Raw genomic sequence first — 17364 nt, 5'->3', positions numbered from 1 at the left:
AGTACGAATAAATACTACCTGAATCAAAACCACCAATGTGAACTGGTGGTTTTGATTATTTTATTTTTATTGCAAAAGCTTCGTATGGAGCCAGGCTACTAGAGAGTTCTTCCGAATAATTTGTGATTAACCATTTTTTACGCTAGAAAAGAAATCTAACTGATATCTTTGATCGCTAGGACTAAAATTAACAATCACCAGCCAATTCACGCAAATAAGCTAATACATTGGCATTCCCAGTTTCTACCTTTGTGTAATCACCATCCACTATAACGGGCTCTGTTTTCCGCAAATCAATTAATCTTTTGTAAGTATACAGCAAAGAATTACTATCTTTCAAAGTTGCTTCCACATTAATAGTCTCTGTGTTTCCTGTCGGAAGCCATGGAGTTCCTTTCGTAAAGCCGCCTTATTCGTTATCTAAAGGTAGCTTGCTATCTTGTAAAATATGTTTATTATGCCGTCTTCTTTTCTTTAGCCGTAGACATAGTTGATACTAATGAGTTAATGAGTTTGCCAATATCTTTAGTATTTCCACTCTTCACTATTTGTTCTACAATAACTGTTACATTTTCAATAAATTGCGATGATAGTTCAGACTCCATAACATTTTTAACCCAGTCGATATCTTCAGCGCTTTTTTCACCGGTTTATATTTTTTCAAATACATAAATGGAACCTTCTCCAATTGCTGCAACAATCGCGCCCGCCATAATCGCATTCAGCACACTTACTCCTATGTTGATCCCTGGAATAGCTTTCAATGCACTGATTGCGGTTTTCGCTGCGACACTTACTGTTCCAACCTCAACAATTGAATTGAATAATTGTTTAGTTTGCTCGTCTTTATTGATTTCATAGAGTCTGGCTAGTGAGTTAATTTGGGCTACTTCGATTGGAGACAGGATTAGTGCATCAGCAATTGGAATAGGAATAGCTCCTACTGTTACTGCTGCTGTTGTTGAAGCTACAACGATACTTTGAGCAAGAGCTTTTTTTCTTTTCAGCTTAAATTTATAAACGTCGTGGGCTCCTGCTCTTATCCCTTCTGGCATTAATACATTTGTTTTATCGATGAGTTCTGTTATCCCTTCAGGTGCTGCAAAAGCAGAGTCATTCAGTGTATATGTCGCTGCTACAACAGGAATGATATTCTTAAGGTTTTTAGAATATCTTTTTTGTGCTGCAAATGCTTCTTTTACCATTTCGATGTTCTCTACTCTTTCTGGAACAGAATAAGATTTCGTGATTACTACAATAACCGGAACTGTTTTCCACACAGCAGTCGCTCTTGATAAATCTTTGATAGCTTTTGGAAATAACTTCCGTGTTGTACCCTCCACACAAAACCAAATAACATTGATTGCCTGTTTTTCCTTAAACAATGACGGTTCAAATCCAACCGTATCAATAATTCTAAAGGGAATGTCTTCACTCTAATATAACTCGAGCTTATCTGTTGTACCTGAAGTTCCATACCTCGTCTTCGCTTTCTCGCCCCCAAGAACAGAATTAATTAAAGTTGACTTGCCTACCCCTGAATTTCCAATTACTAGCACATTTCCTCTTTTCATATCTATTCACTCCTTTCAATGTAAGGTACTACTACCTTATTATAGTCTATGTTATTATTGCGAATTATGCTTGATTTAATATTTTATTATATTTCTTATTATCTCAATACTTTTAGATTAAACAAGCCTTTTCCAAATTAATTTGTTCGCTATCTGTCGGTTATAGCACCTCAAAAAGCTCGTGAAATTCTCTAATAAAAATCATCGATTCTAAAATTACCAACATTATACTTTCTCGATTTCCCCCACTCCAATTGGCAGTGTCGACGCCACTTTGTCAAGATTGTTGCTGCTTTATCAGCTTACAAGCATGATACATTTGGATGACCGTGTAGTCATTAAAATAAAAGTTGCAATTTTAATAATTCTCATATAAAATTAGTTCATCGGTTAGTTAGTCGACTAACTAACCAACAAACCATTATATAGGAGGCGCTATCGTTGGATTCAAATATTCCTATTTATCTACAGATTTCACAGTTTATAGAAAACGAGATCATTAGTAACCGTTTAGTTACAGATGATAAAGTTCCATCCATGAATGAGTTCTCCAAATCAATGAATGTGAACCCTGCTACTGCGGGGAAAGGATTGAATGAGCTCGTTGCTCAAGGGATTTTATATAAAAAGCGAGGGTTAGGTATGTTCGTTACAGAAGAGGCTAAAACAATTATCGTCAATCAGCGGAAAGATGATTTCACAAAAAACTTATTACCTGATTTTTTGAATGAAGCTAAACAATTAAAGATAACGAAGGATGAATTACTTGAAATGATTAGGAGTGATTATAATGTTGAAGCTTAAAAACATCACGAAAAAATATGGGAGTCACGTCGTATTGAATGACATTACGATAAATTTTGATAACCCAGAAGGCGTTTATGGCATTCTAGGTCGTAATGGTGTCGGAAAAACAACACTCATGAAAATTATTTTTAATATGATTACACGTTACCAAGGTCAAATTGAACTAAATGGTGAAATTACGAAAAATAATGATAAGCTTTTGAAAAATATGGTTTACTCTGGTGGCGAAGTAAATAAGTACAATAGCTTTTACCAAGGTAAGATTAAAGACTTACTCAAGGAATACCGCATGATGTACGACTCATTTGATCAAGACTATGCAGAATCAATGCTAGAACGATACGGTATTTCAACAAAGCAAAAGTTCTCTAAACTATCAACCGGAAATAAAACACTCGTTCAAAATACAATTGGTCTCGCGACCCGTGCACCTATTACGATTTTAGATGAGCCTACTAATGGTTTAGATTCTGTTAATCGACAAACTTTTTTCCAGTTTATGATGGAAGATTATGCCGATCATCCACGATTATTTATGTTATCAACACATTTAATCCAAGAGGTTGAAAACTATTTAACAGATGTTGTCATTCTAAAAGATTCTGCTATTTTGATTGCTGACACATTAGAACGTATTCAATTAAAATCACATCTCGTTTCTAATTATCAATTGGAAAACAAAGTTGTCATCAGCGAAACTACTTTTGGATCTCGTACTGAACAAATCATTTATGATGACCTATCCGATGATGATATCAATACAATTAAAGCTAATGGCGGAGAAGTTAAACCGATAAACCTACAACAGTTATTTAATGAACTTATGCAAAACTAATAGAATTTACTTAAGGAGGATATTATGAACCGTACAGTTAAATTTCAGTTATCAAACATCAAAAAATCACTCTTATATGCCGTTATCATTTCTTATGTGGGAATTGCGCTTACACTTGCTATCTCTTATTTTTATGGTCAAACCATACTGACTTCAATCTCGGATCAACCAATATGGGTAACTATCTTATTTCTTATAGCAGCACCTCTGCTTTTATTTTCACTTATCTATACCGTATGGGATGGTACATTATTTTTTGATACTTCAATACGGTTAGGTGTCTCCAGACGAACCTACTTTATCTCCCAGTTAATCACTTATAGCATTTTATCCATCTTTGTTTCAGCTGCTACAGGCATTTCTGAAGTAGATTGGGCTGGCTCAATTTCAAATTATTTTGCTATTATCGGTAAAGAGTATCTCTCTCTAGCTTATATTGTTTATGAATTTTTAGGAACGTTATTACTAGCAAGCTTTACCCTAGCCATTTATCGCTTTAAATCAAAAATTTTTATACCTATTGCTGTTCTTTTCGCTTTGTTTGTTTTAACCATTTCATCTTTAAGCTCAATAGAAAGTCCTTTTATCTTTGAAATGATTATTAACACCATTGATTTCATCACTGCATACAAGGCATTCTTTACTGCTGCAATTCTAGCTGGATTAATTGGTGTTTACTATTTCTTTATTTCAACAACAGAAGTACAAGATTAATCCATAGGAGTACTAAAGGCAGACTTATTTTAAATTAAGCTGCCTTTTTGTTTCATTAAATTTTAATAATAGGCTATAATGGTTTTTGCAGTAATATTTTATACAGAAGGAGATTTATCTATGCTTAAAAAAGGTATCGCAGAATTTATTGGTACATTCGTACTTGTTCTTATTGGAACGGGAACAATCGTCCTAGGAGACGGTGGTTCAGGATTATTAGGAATTGGACTTGCTTTTGGTCTGGCTCTTGTAGCTATGGCATATAGCATTGGTACCATTTCCGGTGCACATATAAACCCGGCGGTAAGTTTAGCTATGTATGTCAATAAACGCATTAATTTGCAATTATTAGTAACGTATATTGTCGCTCAGTTAGCCGGCGCTCTAGCTGGTTCACTAACGCTAAAATTATTTTTGTCTCAATCAGGCTATGAATTAACAAATCTTGGCGCTAACGTATTGGCTGACGGCGTAACATTATTTGGTGGATTTATGATTGAACTTGTTTTAACCTTTATCTTTGTCTTAGTTATTCTAGTTTCAACTGGAAAAAATGGCGATTCACATTTCGCAGGACTTATTATTGGTTTAACATTAGCTGCTATGATCTTAATGGGCGGAACAACATCAGGTGCTTCATTAAACCCAGCTCGTAGCTTTGGTCCAGCAATCTTAGTGGGCGGAACTGCGCTATCACAACTATGGATGTACACCGTATCAACACTTTTAGGTGGCGCTCTAGCTGCAGTAGTCGCACGCTTTGTATTAGATTCTGAAGCAGGTACTCCTGGAGTAGAAGTAGAATAATAACAAAATCGAGGTTGGGACAAAATATCTCAGCTAATCAAAAAGATGATTGAGTTCTAAAAAACTCAATCATCTTTTTATTTTTTGTGATGAATTGTAATATTAAGTGCAACACTTAGGGGAAAATAAAAGAAACCCATGACGCCCTCGTGTAGAATGAAGTTACCACACTAACATTCGAACGGAGGAATCGTCATGAATTACACTCATTTTACCATAGCCGAACGCATAAAAACTCCCCCTAAAGTAGTTTTACTTTTTCAAGTGTCTACTTTAGGGGGAGCATATCATTCGCTAATGCGGTTTGATAGGTTTTTTATTTTCTGATTATACCTAAAGACAGTCAAGTGTTTACAATGAGGAATAGCACCACTCAATACTCATAGCCTTTACCTTCCAAAGTAGGCTTCTCCTGACTTTAAATAAGGTATTTCTTCTGGTGCCCAATTAACTGTCCATGGAAGTGTATTATAAAAAATATATACCATCAACAAAACAACGAGGATGATTACTATGTCGATGAAAATCCGTCTTGCATTCAGCTTATTTATATACTCTCTTCTCATTTCCCAGTATTCATTAAAGATAAAGCTAGGCAGAGCGTAAAAGAGTAAGGCAACAGGAATTGTAATTCTGTTTATTCCTGGCTTTGCTATGTAAAGTACTATCAGATGAAAAAAACGTGAGAAAACGATTGAGAGGGTAAAGGTAAGCGGCAATAAAATGTAAGAATTATACTGGTAGTTGCGCCTTTCAAAATACTCGGGATATAAAAGCCATGGAATTAAAAGAGCAACCATGGAAAACAAGAAAAAGAAATAATTCCAAATAAGCACCCAAACCACTTGAACAACCAGCAATAACAACAATAAATGAAATGCATAAAGTCCATATTTTTTCATCAATATCTGTTCCTCCCAATAAAATAAACTTCGTAAACGAATGCGTTATTTATATAAATTATACTACCATAAACAGTTAATCCGCCTCTCAAAATAAACTTAAGTACTTTATTAATCTTAGAAATGATTAATAAGTGTCCTAACTGTATTGGATCACTATCAAAAATAACTTTGAATGAAGCTGTTTCTAATAATATTTGTTCTTCTTTTATCTCATTACAAAATATGCACTTCATCTTTTCAACCCCTAATAAATAATAATAGATTCCAGTCAGTTCATTCTATCAAAAGAGGTAGACATATAGCAAAAAGCGCTGAAAAAATAATTTCTAACTACTTTTATAGTAGTTATGCTGTTGATGTTGCTAAATCTATTGATAGATTACTTAATAAAAACTTTTTAGAACATGGTAACTATCATGAGCAGCTCAATGCCCTGACAGTTGCACAGTTAAGTGAATTACTAAAACATAATAAAATCGAGTCTAAAGGAATAAAGAAAGAGCTCGTACAACGACTATTAGATAACGACATACACCTTTCAAATATTCCTGAAGTTTTTAAGTTGACAGATGAGGGGGAGAAAATCCTTGAGTATAATGAACACATTGTATCAGCACATAAAGATAAATATTTCCCAGTTTATATGGCTGCGAGATATAGGAAATCATTCCAGTATCCAATCCGTTTTGAAGAATTGAAACTAGGTGTATTAGATATTTTAATTGAAGAATACTCTAAAAAGAAATGGCTCTTTCCGCTTAGCTTTCCACTTAGAGAATGTTTAAAAGTGAAAGGGCACCATTTAGAAGTTTACTACAAGAACTACGAACAAGCCCTTGTCTATTATCTATTACTGATAATAATCAAACTTTATGATGTAACTAGAAAAATTCGTTTTGGTGTAACAAGAGTTGATTATAGCGATATAGATAGATTAATTACTGTAGGTAATATAGATAAAAAGAAATTTGATTATTTGTTTGACCGAGCTTTAGGTTTATTTGATTTCGAGGGATATGATTTAGAGTTAATATTTTTAGACGAGATAGATGATCTTAGAGAGACTATTTGTAATATTGATTATATAAAGACTCAAGGATATATTGAAAAATATATTAGTGGTGACTTTTATATAGAACATATTCCTGTTAAACACTATATGCTAATTTCTGATATTAAAGAATATTGAACTATTGAATTTAACATCCTAAAGATAAAAAAATCATATTTTAGCTTAGGTGGCTAACTTAATTATAAAATCCAGCAATAAAAGGTATACATTTAATTTTTTTCTGTCAATTATGTCTACGGTAGTACTAGCTATATTTTTTCTTTTTTAGGATGAATGAGAACCTTGATTGTACAAGATTCTGAATACACGATTATAAACTTTTTCATGTATTTAGAAATATAAAAAAGACCTTTATTAAGGCTTTAATTAAGGTCTTTTTTGTGTTACAATAATTATACAAATAAAAAAGTGAGGTGCTTCGTATGTTGAAAATGGTAGATGTAAAAACAAAATCGATCACAGAAGCTAAAAAAGACTTTTCAAAAATTATAAAAGACACGAGTAAAACAGGAGAGCCAACCTTTATTTTTAACCATAATAAACCTGAAGCCGTTATTCTCAGTAATGCCGTGTATGAAAAATTAGTGAAAGATTACAACGAACTGGAAAATAAACTATTTTATAGTCAATTAAATGATCGAGTAACAGCCGGACCAGGCGAACTCATTTCAGCTACTGAAGTGATTGAATCAAATCAAGAGCATAACCCATTTGCTGCTTTATCCGATAAGGATCTATTTGATTAATGGCAAAGGTGTTTTTTTGGAAAGAAGCAGAAAAAGACTATAAAAAATTAGACGGCATGTTAAAACAATGGGTAGATGCTGCTGGAGAACGGTTAAGGATCCGAGGATCTGAAATTGGGAAAGATCTTGGAAATACAACGTATTCAAAATTAGCCGGGTTTAAAGAATTAAAGAACCAAAAATTAGGTATTCGTCTCATCTTTAAACCAACAACAGACAATCAAATAGAAATTATTGAGATTGTGGCCATTGGCAAAAGAGAAGAAGAAAAAGTATTTTTAACCGCTGAAAAAAGACGAAAAAAGCATCTCTGAAATTGAAATAAAAAATCTTTTACAGGACTAATTTTAAGAGAGGTAGCCGCTTATTTTTAGCGGCTACCTCTCTTTTTAAATACATGATTTTATCTAAAATAGTGTATTTTAAATTGGTAGGTCTGAGTTTATCCCAACAAGAATTCAGTAGAATTGTTTGTATTCAAGGAGGTGTTACCATGCCAACAAAACCAAAAATAAAAATAATAGATAATAATGAACTGAGAAAAGAAATTGATGAAATATATGAAAATATGAATCAGATAAACGTAGCAAAATGGTCTTTATCAATGGCAAAACATATCTTGAAAATTGTTAATATAGATTATAAATCAATAAATGAGATAGAAGAAGGATTTAGGATAAATGAATTATGGCAAATAAAAGAAGCCAGAATGTACGATGTAAGACAAGCAGGTTTCAAAATCCACAAAATTGCTCGTGAAAGTGATTCAGAAATAAGTAAAACTGCATTAAGGGTAGTTGGCCAAGCTGTAGGAAGTGGCCATATGAAAGAACACGCAATGGTAGCTTCTGATTACGCAGTAAAGACTATAGGATTAATGAGTTCTAATGATTTAGAGTCAATTACTCTTGAACGAGAATGGCAACTTAATGAAATAAATAAATTTTTATAAAAAGATATTAAAATAACCTCTTCAAATTCAATAAATGAGTTTGTCTTAATGCTAATTATGACAAACTCAGAAAAAGTGCTAGAAGGGCTGACAAGATTAAGATAGAGTAGATTTTATGCTCTATCTTTTTTCTTTTTAAGATGAAAAATAAGCTTGATTACACAAGGTTTGGAACACAAGATTTTATATAATTTCATGTATTTGGGGAAAAACTAAAAAATAAATTCCATTTCTACAAAAGTATACGTAGTTCCATTTGTGGGTTGCTGATATTCTCTAGTTTTAGTAAAACCTACTTTTTCATATACTTTTTGAGCTCTTATATTGAACTTTGCTACCCCTAAACGTACAGCCGGTATGGAATAATTTTCCTTAATAAAATCCAAAATCAATGAGATAAATTGCACACCTAATCTATTTCCCGTCAATTCTGGTTTAATACCTACTCCCATATTTACTATATCATCAGTCTGTTCTAAGACAAAGAAGCCAAACAATTCATTATTTCTTATAACTTGAAAATAGTTGTTCTCTCTTAATATAGGTGAGATTATTTCTTCGTAATCCTCAGGATCTTCTGTCATATTATAAAAAGAATACTCACCATCATATTTCCATTCATCAGCAATTTTTACAGCATTTTGTTGACTTAACTTATCAATTTTAATGTCCATTTTTTCCTCCCTTACTTATTTTTTGATTAAAAATTATTCTATATTTACTCTATCAAAAATATTATATCTTTATTTTTAGTACAAGAAACTATCTAATTTCATTTATTAGATGATTTTTATCTGTTTGAAGTTTTAACTATAAAAATAAGTCTGCTTTTCATACCTAAAATTAAATAAGGTTCTGCTAATATAACTTTCACTGGGTCCGATATACCACTCTGTAAAATACAAGATCACAGATACAACGCATAAGAATGTTCTACCATACAGTCTTCAATATCAAACAAGTCTAGATTCTGTGGATTGTAAACCCAGTAGTATCCTGAATCATAAACATAGGGCAGCTCATTACCTTTAGTGTCTAAAACCTCTATTTTTTCAGCTTCATTGTTTACTAAAAAAGAACCAATGTATTCATCTGTATTTTTTAAAGTCCCTTTAACTCGATGGTTTTTTGTTAATAAGGATGCACCTATTTTCTGATAGAGGTTATTAGCCGGTTTATCATCTCGAGTAAATATAGCTACATACTCGATTCTTTTTTCCCTTAATATTGTCAAAGCTTCCTTTATTAGAGCTTGAGCAATTCCTAATTTTTGATAATCCGGATGAACAGCAATTATATCCATATAAGATCCTTTATTTAAATGTTTTACATATGGGTAACTTTTATTTTGCTCATCGTCAAAAATACCAATATCAAGAATTCCAATAACAACATCATCTTGATTTAATGCAACTAATTCTATAGCTTCTAAATAACCCTCCTCAGAAGAATAGGTGTCTTTTTTAGCTTCAATTTGGTCATTAAAACGACTATATAAGTATGATAAAGCTTTACATCTAATCCAACTATCTTCAAAATCCTTATGATAGTGCGTAATATAGTAATTAATTTGTTTATTCATTCTATATAACTCCTTTGCTAATTATTATATCAGAATAGGATGTATTAATTTAGATACATGAAACTATGTAATTTCATGTGTTACAACTTAATAGGAATTTAAATTTTATTATTAAATTTTTTAATCATTTACACGAAAATTAATTTTATAAAGAGCATACTCTATACTCTTATTTTTTTCAAGAACTCAAAAAAGCGGAAAATCCCAGATTTAAAAATCTGAGTTTCCGCTTTTGTCATTTCAAGGATGGACTATTGTCTCAGCCTCTTCTAATTTATTCTTAAGATATTTTTACTTTCTCTGCAGGTGCTGATACTTCTTTTTGTTCTTTTCGACCTTTCAACTTATACTTCATTAATCTCATGCCGTTGAAAATCACCACCAAGATACTACCTTCATGAACCAACATTCCGATAGACATATTCATCCATTCGCTGAAGAAGACGCTGGTCAACAAGATCAACACTACTCCAATTGCAATCACGATATTTTGTTTCATATTATTTGCGGTGGCTTTTACTAATCCTAATGCGTGAGGTAAGTTGCTGAAGTTCGAGTTCATTAAAACGACATCGGATGTTTCAATCGCTACGTCCGTTCCGTTTCCCATTGCGATGCCAATGTCTGCTAAAGCTAAGGACGGACTATCGTTAACGCCATCTCCAACAAAGGCTACAATTTGACCACGTTGTTGAAGTTTTCCGATATAAGCCGATTTGTCTTCCGGCAACATGTGGCCGTGAGCTTCGGTCAAACCCAGTTCGCCGGCGACCACATCAACGGTTCCTTGGTTATCTCCTGAAAGAACGACTAGATTTTTCACGCCCAAGTCTTTTAATTCCTGCAAATTAGCTTTCACACCCGGACGGACTTGATCGCGAATGCCCATCAGTACTTTTAATTCACCGTCGACCGCTGTCAAAACGAGAGAGTTCCCTTGTTGTTCAAACCGTTTGACATCTTTTTGCACTTTTTTGCTGAGAGTGACATTTTCTTTTTCCATCAAGGCCACATTCCCAACAGCCACTCTATGTCCAGCTACACTTGAAACGATTCCGCCGCCTTTCACGACTTCAGTTCTTTCAACAGGATAAAAGTTTGTTTCTCCAATTTGATTTAAGACCGCTTTTGCTAATGGATGATCGGATTCCCGTTCCACACTGGCCAGATAGGCAAGCGTTTCAGCAGAATCTTTTTCATACAGTTCAGTCGCTGCAACGGTTGGGTTTCCGACAGTTAAAGTACCTGTCTTATCAAATACAATTGTATCCACATTGCTGAAGTCTTGAATGACTTCGCTCCCTTTTAAAAGAACACCGTTACGAGCACCATTCCCAATACCGGCAACGTTTGAGACAGGCACTCCGATAACTAATGCGCCTGGGCAACCTAGAACCAAGATGGTGATTGCTAACTCAATATTTTGACTGAACGCCCATACAACAATTGCCAGAACCAAGACAGCTGGTGTGTAGTATTTAGAAAAGCGATCAATGAACCGTTCCGCTTCGGATTTAGAATCTTGTGCTTCTTCCACGAGTTCAATAATTTTTCCAAATGTGGTGTCCTCACCAACTCGGTCAGCTCTGATTTGAATCGTTCCGTTTTCTAAAATGGTTCCTGCAAAAACTTCTGCATCAGCTAGCTTGTTGACCGGAACAGCTTCCCCTGTAATGCTAGCTTCATTGATATGCCCTTCACCCGTAAGGACTGTGCCATCCACTGGAATTTTCGCACCCGTTTTAACGAGCAAGATATCCCCTTCATCTACATCATCCACTTCTACTTCTTCAAATTCGCCATTATCCATTTGTTTCAAGGCGCTTTCGGGTGCCATTTCAGTCAATTCTTTGATAGCAGATCGCGTTTGGTTCAATGTTCGTTGTTCCAAGTAGTGTCCGAATAAGAATAAGAATGTGACAATAGCCGATTCTTCATAATTTTGAATAAAAAGCGCACCAATCGCTGCAATACTGACTAAGACATCAATACTGATGACTTTGACTTTTATTGCTTGAAACGCTTGAATGGCAATTGGCGTAATCCCAAAGACAGAGGCGATGATCAAAGACCACTCTGAAAGTCCTACGTTTTCTAAAACAAAGTGACTGAAGAAACCGAGTGCGATTAACAATCCACTGATGACGGTGATAACATTTTTCTTGCTTAATATATATTGTTGCATGCTTTTTCCCTCCAAATTTAATTTCTCTTTTATTGATAAACACAGTATAAGATAATTGCCTAAGTAATTAATTGACTGACATCAAGTTTTGAAAAAATACGTGTCCCTTTTCACTATTTTTTTGATCTAACAGCCTCAATGACACTTATTCCTCTTTACAGTTATAACGATACCCTCTTTTTATCGAATAAAAATTTACGGCTATCAAGTCTAGAACGTTCTCTTTTATCGTTTCTAAGCACCTCGAATCGGATTGCAACAAAAAAGCAATCCCAGAAAAATAGCTTTTCTTCCAGAATTGCCTAGTTCATTTAATCTGTTAAGCGGCCTTGACTTTTGCTTTAAGGACCGGATAGCCTACGTTTTCGATAGCTTTTTGAATCTCTTCAATCGAAGTGACAGCTGAATCAAAATTGGTTTTGACTTTGCTGGAGTTGAATAATACTTTAATGCTGTCTTTATCAATACCGTTAACTGATTTCAAGGCACCTTCAATTTTTTGCATACAACTTGGACAAGACAACGTTTCTAATTGCAATATAGCTTTTTCCATAATTCCTATCTCCTTTATGTGTTTTTATTTTATCGGCAGCAGATTAATGAACACTGCCTTTTCCTCTTTACAACTGTAGTATAGCTCACTTTTAGCAAACGAAAATTGACGCATATCAAGTTTTGCACTTCTTTTTATCTTTTTGCTCAATTCACCATCTTAATAGTCTTTTTCTGCCCCTTATTGCCATCAGAATAATAAGAAATTGGTGGATAGTCTTGTCTGCGTATAAACCATACTACAATCGCGCCAATAAACAGGGCCAGGGACAAGGCTTGCGAAACGCGGATCCACTCGCCAATCCATAAACTGTCCGTTCGCATACCTTCAATGAAGAACCGACCCACTGAGTACCACAAAACGTAACTCAAAGCGACTTCTCCTTGACGCAAAAGCTGTTTTCGGTTCCGTATAGTGACGATGAGGACAAAGCCCAACAAACTCCACAATGACTCGTATAAAAAAGTCGGATGGTAGTAGGTACCTTTGATATTCATTTGTTCAATGATAAATTCAGGTAAATAAAGATTTTCCAAGAATTGACGAGTAACCGGTCCACCATGAGCTTCCTGATTCATAAAATTGCCCCAACGACCAATGGACTGGGCTAACAATACATTGGGCGCTAAAATATCAAGAACGAGTGCCAAAGAAGTACCTTTTTTCTTTGCATACCAATATAGCGTACCCCCTCCTGCAATCAATCCCCCATAAATCGCAATGCCGCCATTCCAAATCGCAAGGATTTGTCCTGGATTTTGCAGATAATAACCAAGTTCAAATAACACATAATAAAGCCGAGCGCCGAGGAGTCCAATCGGAATTGCCCATAAGGCCATATCGATAATGGTATCCTCTTCCAGTCCTTTTTTCTTTGCTTCCTTGGTGCTCAACTGGAGAGCCGCTAATATGCCCACTGCAATAATGACTCCATACCAATGAATCACAACAGAACCAATCTCCACCGCATGGGGATTCAAAACGCCTAATACGAATTCCATTCTATTTGCTCCATTTCTTCAATTTTTCGCGTCATTCTAGTCAGGGTGATGCTGAACAAGATTCCGGCTAAGCTCCATGGAAACCAAACAGTGAATACACTTTTATCTCCCTGGTCACTCGCTTCGTAATACGCCACTTTTCCGTGTCCGATTACGCCGGCTCCTTTTACAACTTCCTCTTCTTTTTCCATAGCTAACCTATCTGCCTCAACACGTTAGACGTTTTTGCTTCGCCGCCAATCGTGTTCTTGGTGAAAGGGACGACAAAGAATGCACCCGCTGCTGACAACGTGATGGCAACGATTACCCAAAAATAATGCACATTCACCCCTATTTATTTTTACGTTTTGTTCGACAACCCTATCTTAAAGAAAAATAAAACAAAAAAATTGAGGGTTATCATGTTTGTGCTTTTATTTTTCCAATGAATGAAGGTCGTTCTGTCTTAAAAAAGCCAAAAACGGACAGATGGATGCAAAAGCACTGAGTTCTGTCCCCTTGTTAATGAAGAGCGCCAGAACACCAACGTGTAGAAAAAAGTGTGTCCGATTATACGCTGTAAAGCAATAAATCATCTAAATCCTGAATCTTGATCCTTTTCCCAGACAGCTGTTGAATCAATCCCTCGTCCTCCAATTCTCCAAATTTGCGACTGATGGTCTCAGGTGTTGTTCCTAAATAGGAAGCAATGTCCTTTTTTGCCATCGGCAGGGCGATGGTGGGAGAGTTGCCCATTTCAGGTTCCACATTTTCTGCCAAAAACAAAACTAACCGGGTAATGACGCTCTCCACGGCTACTTGTGCGGTTTGACGTTCGGAGCTTTCTAACCGCTGCGATATCTCTCCTAGCAGCTTTAACGAAATTGCAGGATACTCTTTTAGAAACTCTTGTACATCATGTTGTTGAATCATGCAGACAGACGTATCTCGAGTAGCTTCTGCGTATTCCTCGTGCACAGTATCAGGATTGAACAACGTCCATTCTCCCGTAAAGTCACCCGGATTCAAAATACGAACTAGTTGCTCTTTGCCAGAATCAGACAAGCGATAGATGCGGACTTTTCCGCGATTCACAATATACAAGGCATCATCTTTTTCTTGCGAGCGAAACAGAAACTCCCCTTTTTGATAGTGATTCGTGTGAGCTTTTCCAGCGATGCGATCCATCGAGCTTTCCTCCAAATGATTGAATATCGGGACTAAGCGGATACAAGCTGAGTGGTTTCCTGCTGCATGTGGTTGGGTATATTGAGTCAATTCGTTCTTCCCCTTTATCAGTTTATTGTCCTTTTTTAACTTTCCTATATTTAGTATAAAGGCCCCCTAGCTCAAAAAAATTGACGCTCATCAAGAAAAGTCTTTTTAACGGCAAAAAAATAGGAGCTGGAAAGAGTCCCAACCCCAAAATCTTTAATTTTTAAATGTATGTTTATGAAGAACCTAATCTTCATCCTCATCAAACGCATCGTCGTCTTCCAATGCCTCTTTACCAATGAACGCTTGCAGCATCCAAATGTTTTTATCTAAGTCATTTTTAAAAGCAATCAGTGTATCTTCTAAAGCATCGTCACCCTCATCTTGTACTAAACGAATAGCACGAATCGTTAATTCACGGGTACTTCTGAAATCGTCGATAATATTTTCAACCATGTCTTCTGCTTTAGCGTATTTATTGATGGCATCTTCTGAAAGCATGGAATATTTTTCAAATTCAGCGGTGGTTGAAGCCGGTTTATGACCGGAAATAATCAAGCGTTCTGCTAGTTTGTCGAACCATTCTTCGTTTTGATTATACAATTCTTCAAATTTTTCATGCAGGGTGAAGAAATTAGCGCCCTTTACATACCAGTGATATTGGTGCAATTTCACATGTAAAGTATGCATGTTCCCTAAAAGATGATCCGAAATGGCCGCTGCATTAATTTTTGTATGATGGACATGTTCCTTGTGTTCTTGTTCTTCTTGAAATCTTTCTTGGGGTGTTCTTTCTTGAGAAGCTTTATTTTCAGTCATGATCTATTCCTCCTATAATTTTGGTTTGTTTAAAATAGCTTCCTTTGATTCCTCCTTTTCCTTTACTGAATTTAGTATAGGATAGATTTCCGTTAAAAAAATTGACGCTCATCAAGAAAAGAATTTTTTTATTTATTTTTAGTAGATCGATTAATAAGAGTTTTAGCTTATGGAATACCTATATTATTATTAGTTTTGACTGGTTTTTATTTTTATGACGGTTTGTCAAATTAATCTCTTATTTTGCAATACATGATTCTATTCAATTTCATGTATTAATTTGGTTTATAAATTTTGATATTTATTATCTAAGGTCTTAATATTATTTTTGAATCTATAGACTAAAAATAGAGAACGTAAAGATAAGTCTATAGCGATTGACAACCACACACCGGCTATACCTAGATTAAATATTTTTGATAATACAATGACTCCAACCACTCGAATAACCCACATGCCAAATGCCGTGCTGTACAAAGGTGATTTGGTATCCCCCATACCTTGCAATGAACCAGTGGTAATCAAACTGATAGCTAAAACAGGCTGTGCGAATGAATCGATTCTAAGAGCTGTTACTATCTGATTAATTGCTTCTGTATCATCGGTAAATAGTGTGGCGAATAATGGTGAACCGAAAAATAAAATGACGCCTAAAAAGGACATAAATATCACTCCGTATTTAGCAGATGAATAAGCGTAATGGTTAGCTTTCGGTAAGTCCTTTGCCCCAATGCTATTTCCAACCAAAGTAGCTGCTGCTGTAGCTAACCCATATGCAGGCATATAAGTGAAGCTCTCAATATTTCCAGCTATCGAATGAGCAGCAAAAGTTTTTGCGCCAATACTTATAATTAAACCAAAATAAAGAACTTGACCTAAGCGCATAACTAGGCGTTCTAGAGTAGCTGGAATAGTAAGGTTAATTAATGACTGATAATTCGATTTTTTAAATATAGTTAAGAAATCTATAGGACTGCTAGATTTTTGAACCCTATTTAACAACAAAATTGTACCCATTAATCGTGAAATCGCAGTACCAATTGCTGTTCCAACCACACCTAATGCTGGAATGGGACCTAAACCGAAAATGAGAATATAGTCTAATATTATATTTCCTATATTTACGACAGCTGTTACCTTCATGGGTGTTTTTGTATCTCCAGTTGCTCTCAAGATGCTGCCTAATACAGTCATGAGGGAGATAAAGACTGAACTTCCGCCAACAATATAAAAGAATTGTTTTGAATACGTTAAAACTTCAGCTGAAGCACCCATAGTCGCTAACAAAGGTTCTCCAAGGAAAAGAGAGCCAAGAGAGAAAACAAGGCCTACACCAGTCGCTAAAACAACCGATTGGTTGGTGACTTTTTGGGATTCTTTTTCTTTATTTGCTCCTAGATATTGAGCAATTAAAGCAGATGAACCCACCCCTAAGGCAATAAAAACAGCTAAATAGACATTTAGTATAGTGTTGGCAACTCCAACAGCGGTTACGGCCAGTAATCCAATTCTAGAAATCATCAGAGTGTCGATAAAACCAACGAGTGTCTGTAAAATATTTTCAATCGTGGCTGGAATTGCTAAAGAAAGGACTTTATTTTCTTTTAATTTTTTCATG

At 35.1% G+C, this 17364-nt stretch carries 21 protein-coding genes and 1 pseudogene; 8 read left to right on the top strand and 14 right to left on the bottom strand.

Features of this window, described 5'->3' with window-relative positions; genetic code table 11:
• Window positions 1–187: 187 nt before the first annotated feature.
• The 4 genes from BW721_RS12120 to BW721_RS12350 all read right to left on the bottom strand — a co-directional run bounded on the left by BW721_RS12120 (window position 188) and on the right by BW721_RS12350 (window position 1574).
• Window positions 188–352: a hypothetical protein gene (locus BW721_RS12120; RefSeq protein WP_442905234.1), complete on the bottom strand. Its 165-nt coding sequence runs from the start codon at window positions 350–352 to the stop codon at window positions 188–190.
• A 103-nt stretch (window positions 353–455) separates the two neighbouring features.
• A complete protein-coding gene (locus BW721_RS11965) occupies window positions 456–605 on the bottom strand; it encodes a hypothetical protein (protein ID WP_198031356.1) in 150 nt (49 codons plus the stop codon).
• Between the two features lie 45 nt (window positions 606–650).
• On the bottom strand, window positions 651–1280 hold the full coding sequence (locus BW721_RS11960) for a DUF697 domain-containing protein (RefSeq protein ID WP_198031355.1): 630 nt from the start codon (window positions 1278–1280) through the stop codon (window positions 651–653).
• Between the two features lie 156 nt (window positions 1281–1436).
• Window positions 1437–1574 (bottom strand): GTPase, encoded by a 138-nt coding sequence (locus BW721_RS12350; RefSeq protein ID WP_198031353.1) that lies wholly within the window; start codon window positions 1572–1574, stop codon window positions 1437–1439.
• A gap of 441 nt (window positions 1575–2015) precedes the next feature.
• Between BW721_RS12350 and BW721_RS10260 the strand changes: the two genes are divergently transcribed.
• The 4 genes from BW721_RS10260 to BW721_RS10245 all read left to right on the top strand — a co-directional run bounded on the left by BW721_RS10260 (window position 2016) and on the right by BW721_RS10245 (window position 4737).
• Window positions 2016–2378 carry a GntR family transcriptional regulator gene (locus tag BW721_RS10260; protein ID WP_076768376.1) on the top strand — a complete coding sequence of 121 codons (363 nt, stop codon included), beginning with the start codon at window positions 2016–2018 and terminating at the stop codon, window positions 2376–2378.
• The gene (locus BW721_RS10255) at window positions 2365–3216 is read left to right on the top strand and encodes an ATP-binding cassette domain-containing protein (RefSeq protein WP_076768375.1); all 852 of its coding nucleotides are present in this window, start codon (window positions 2365–2367) and stop codon (window positions 3214–3216) included. The genes BW721_RS10260 and BW721_RS10255 overlap by 14 nt, the downstream gene beginning before the upstream one ends.
• A 24-nt stretch (window positions 3217–3240) precedes the next feature.
• Window positions 3241–3930: a hypothetical protein gene (locus BW721_RS10250; RefSeq protein ID WP_076768374.1), complete on the top strand. Its 690-nt coding sequence runs from the start codon at window positions 3241–3243 to the stop codon at window positions 3928–3930.
• Window positions 3931–4050: 120 nt separating this feature from the next.
• Window positions 4051–4737, top strand: a complete 687-nt coding sequence (locus tag BW721_RS10245; RefSeq protein ID WP_076768373.1) for an MIP/aquaporin family protein — start codon at window positions 4051–4053, stop codon at window positions 4735–4737.
• 389 nt (window positions 4738–5126) lie between these two features.
• On the opposite strand, the gene BW721_RS10240 is transcribed toward BW721_RS10245, so the two are convergent.
• Window positions 5127–5642, bottom strand: a complete 516-nt coding sequence (locus BW721_RS10240) for a hypothetical protein (RefSeq protein WP_156892244.1) — start codon at window positions 5640–5642, stop codon at window positions 5127–5129.
• Window positions 5643–5814: 172 nt separating this feature from the next.
• Between BW721_RS10240 and BW721_RS10230 the strand changes: the two genes are divergently transcribed.
• The 4 genes from BW721_RS10230 to BW721_RS10215 all read left to right on the top strand — a co-directional run bounded on the left by BW721_RS10230 (window position 5815) and on the right by BW721_RS10215 (window position 8412).
• Complete coding sequence (locus tag BW721_RS10230; protein WP_076768370.1) at window positions 5815–6831, top strand: SAP domain-containing protein; 1017 nt, start codon at window positions 5815–5817, stop codon at window positions 6829–6831.
• Window positions 6832–7136: 305 nt separating this feature from the next.
• Window positions 7137–7460: a type II toxin-antitoxin system Phd/YefM family antitoxin gene (locus BW721_RS10225; RefSeq protein WP_076768369.1), complete on the top strand. Its 324-nt coding sequence runs from the start codon at window positions 7137–7139 to the stop codon at window positions 7458–7460.
• The gene (locus BW721_RS10220; protein WP_076768368.1) at window positions 7460–7774 is read left to right on the top strand and encodes a hypothetical protein; all 315 of its coding nucleotides are present in this window, start codon (window positions 7460–7462) and stop codon (window positions 7772–7774) included. The genes BW721_RS10225 and BW721_RS10220 overlap by 1 nt, the downstream gene beginning before the upstream one ends.
• 179 nt (window positions 7775–7953) lie before the next feature.
• On the top strand, window positions 7954–8412 hold the full coding sequence (locus BW721_RS10215; RefSeq protein ID WP_076768367.1) for a putative immunity protein: 459 nt from the start codon (window positions 7954–7956) through the stop codon (window positions 8410–8412).
• Between the two features lie 212 nt (window positions 8413–8624).
• Here the strand turns inward: BW721_RS10215 and BW721_RS10210 are convergent, their stop codons facing one another.
• The 9 genes and pseudogenes from BW721_RS10210 to BW721_RS10170 form a co-directional block, all read right to left on the bottom strand.
• Window positions 8625–9086 (bottom strand): GNAT family N-acetyltransferase, encoded by a 462-nt coding sequence (locus tag BW721_RS10210; protein ID WP_076768366.1) that lies wholly within the window; start codon window positions 9084–9086, stop codon window positions 8625–8627.
• 233 nt (window positions 9087–9319) lie between these two features.
• Window positions 9320–9994, bottom strand: coding sequence for a GNAT family N-acetyltransferase (locus BW721_RS10205; protein ID WP_076768365.1), 675 nt, complete (start codon window positions 9992–9994; stop codon window positions 9320–9322).
• 280 nt (window positions 9995–10274) lie between these two features.
• Window positions 10275–12179 carry a heavy metal translocating P-type ATPase gene (locus BW721_RS10200; protein WP_076768364.1) on the bottom strand — a complete coding sequence of 635 codons (1905 nt, stop codon included), beginning with the start codon at window positions 12177–12179 and terminating at the stop codon, window positions 10275–10277.
• Between the two features lie 319 nt (window positions 12180–12498).
• Window positions 12499–12732, bottom strand: a complete 234-nt coding sequence (locus BW721_RS10195) for a heavy-metal-associated domain-containing protein (RefSeq protein ID WP_003125439.1) — start codon at window positions 12730–12732, stop codon at window positions 12499–12501.
• 146 nt (window positions 12733–12878) lie between these two features.
• Window positions 12879–13733: a prolipoprotein diacylglyceryl transferase gene (gene lgt / locus BW721_RS10190; protein WP_076768363.1), complete on the bottom strand. Its 855-nt coding sequence runs from the start codon at window positions 13731–13733 to the stop codon at window positions 12879–12881.
• Window positions 13718–14055, bottom strand: a pseudogene (locus BW721_RS10185) (hypothetical protein). Before BW721_RS10185 ends, lgt begins: the two are co-directional and overlap by 16 nt.
• A gap of 227 nt (window positions 14056–14282) precedes the next feature.
• Entirely contained in the window at window positions 14283–14990 is a 708-nt protein-coding gene (locus BW721_RS10180; protein ID WP_156892242.1) for a Crp/Fnr family transcriptional regulator, read from the bottom strand.
• Between the two features lie 183 nt (window positions 14991–15173).
• Entirely contained in the window at window positions 15174–15746 is a 573-nt protein-coding gene (locus tag BW721_RS10175) for a Dps family protein (RefSeq protein WP_076768361.1), read from the bottom strand.
• A gap of 285 nt (window positions 15747–16031) precedes the next feature.
• Window positions 16032–17363 carry an MATE family efflux transporter gene (locus BW721_RS10170; RefSeq protein WP_076768360.1) on the bottom strand — a complete coding sequence of 444 codons (1332 nt, stop codon included), beginning with the start codon at window positions 17361–17363 and terminating at the stop codon, window positions 16032–16034.
• Window position 17364 lies beyond the last annotated feature (1 nt).

It is taken from the genome of Jeotgalibaca sp. PTS2502, from assembly GCF_001975685.1.
GTDB lineage: Bacteria > Bacillota > Bacilli > Lactobacillales > Aerococcaceae > Jeotgalibaca > Jeotgalibaca arthritidis.
Note: the sequence above shows the minus strand (reverse complement) of the source record. Positions and strands in the feature narration are given on the sequence as shown.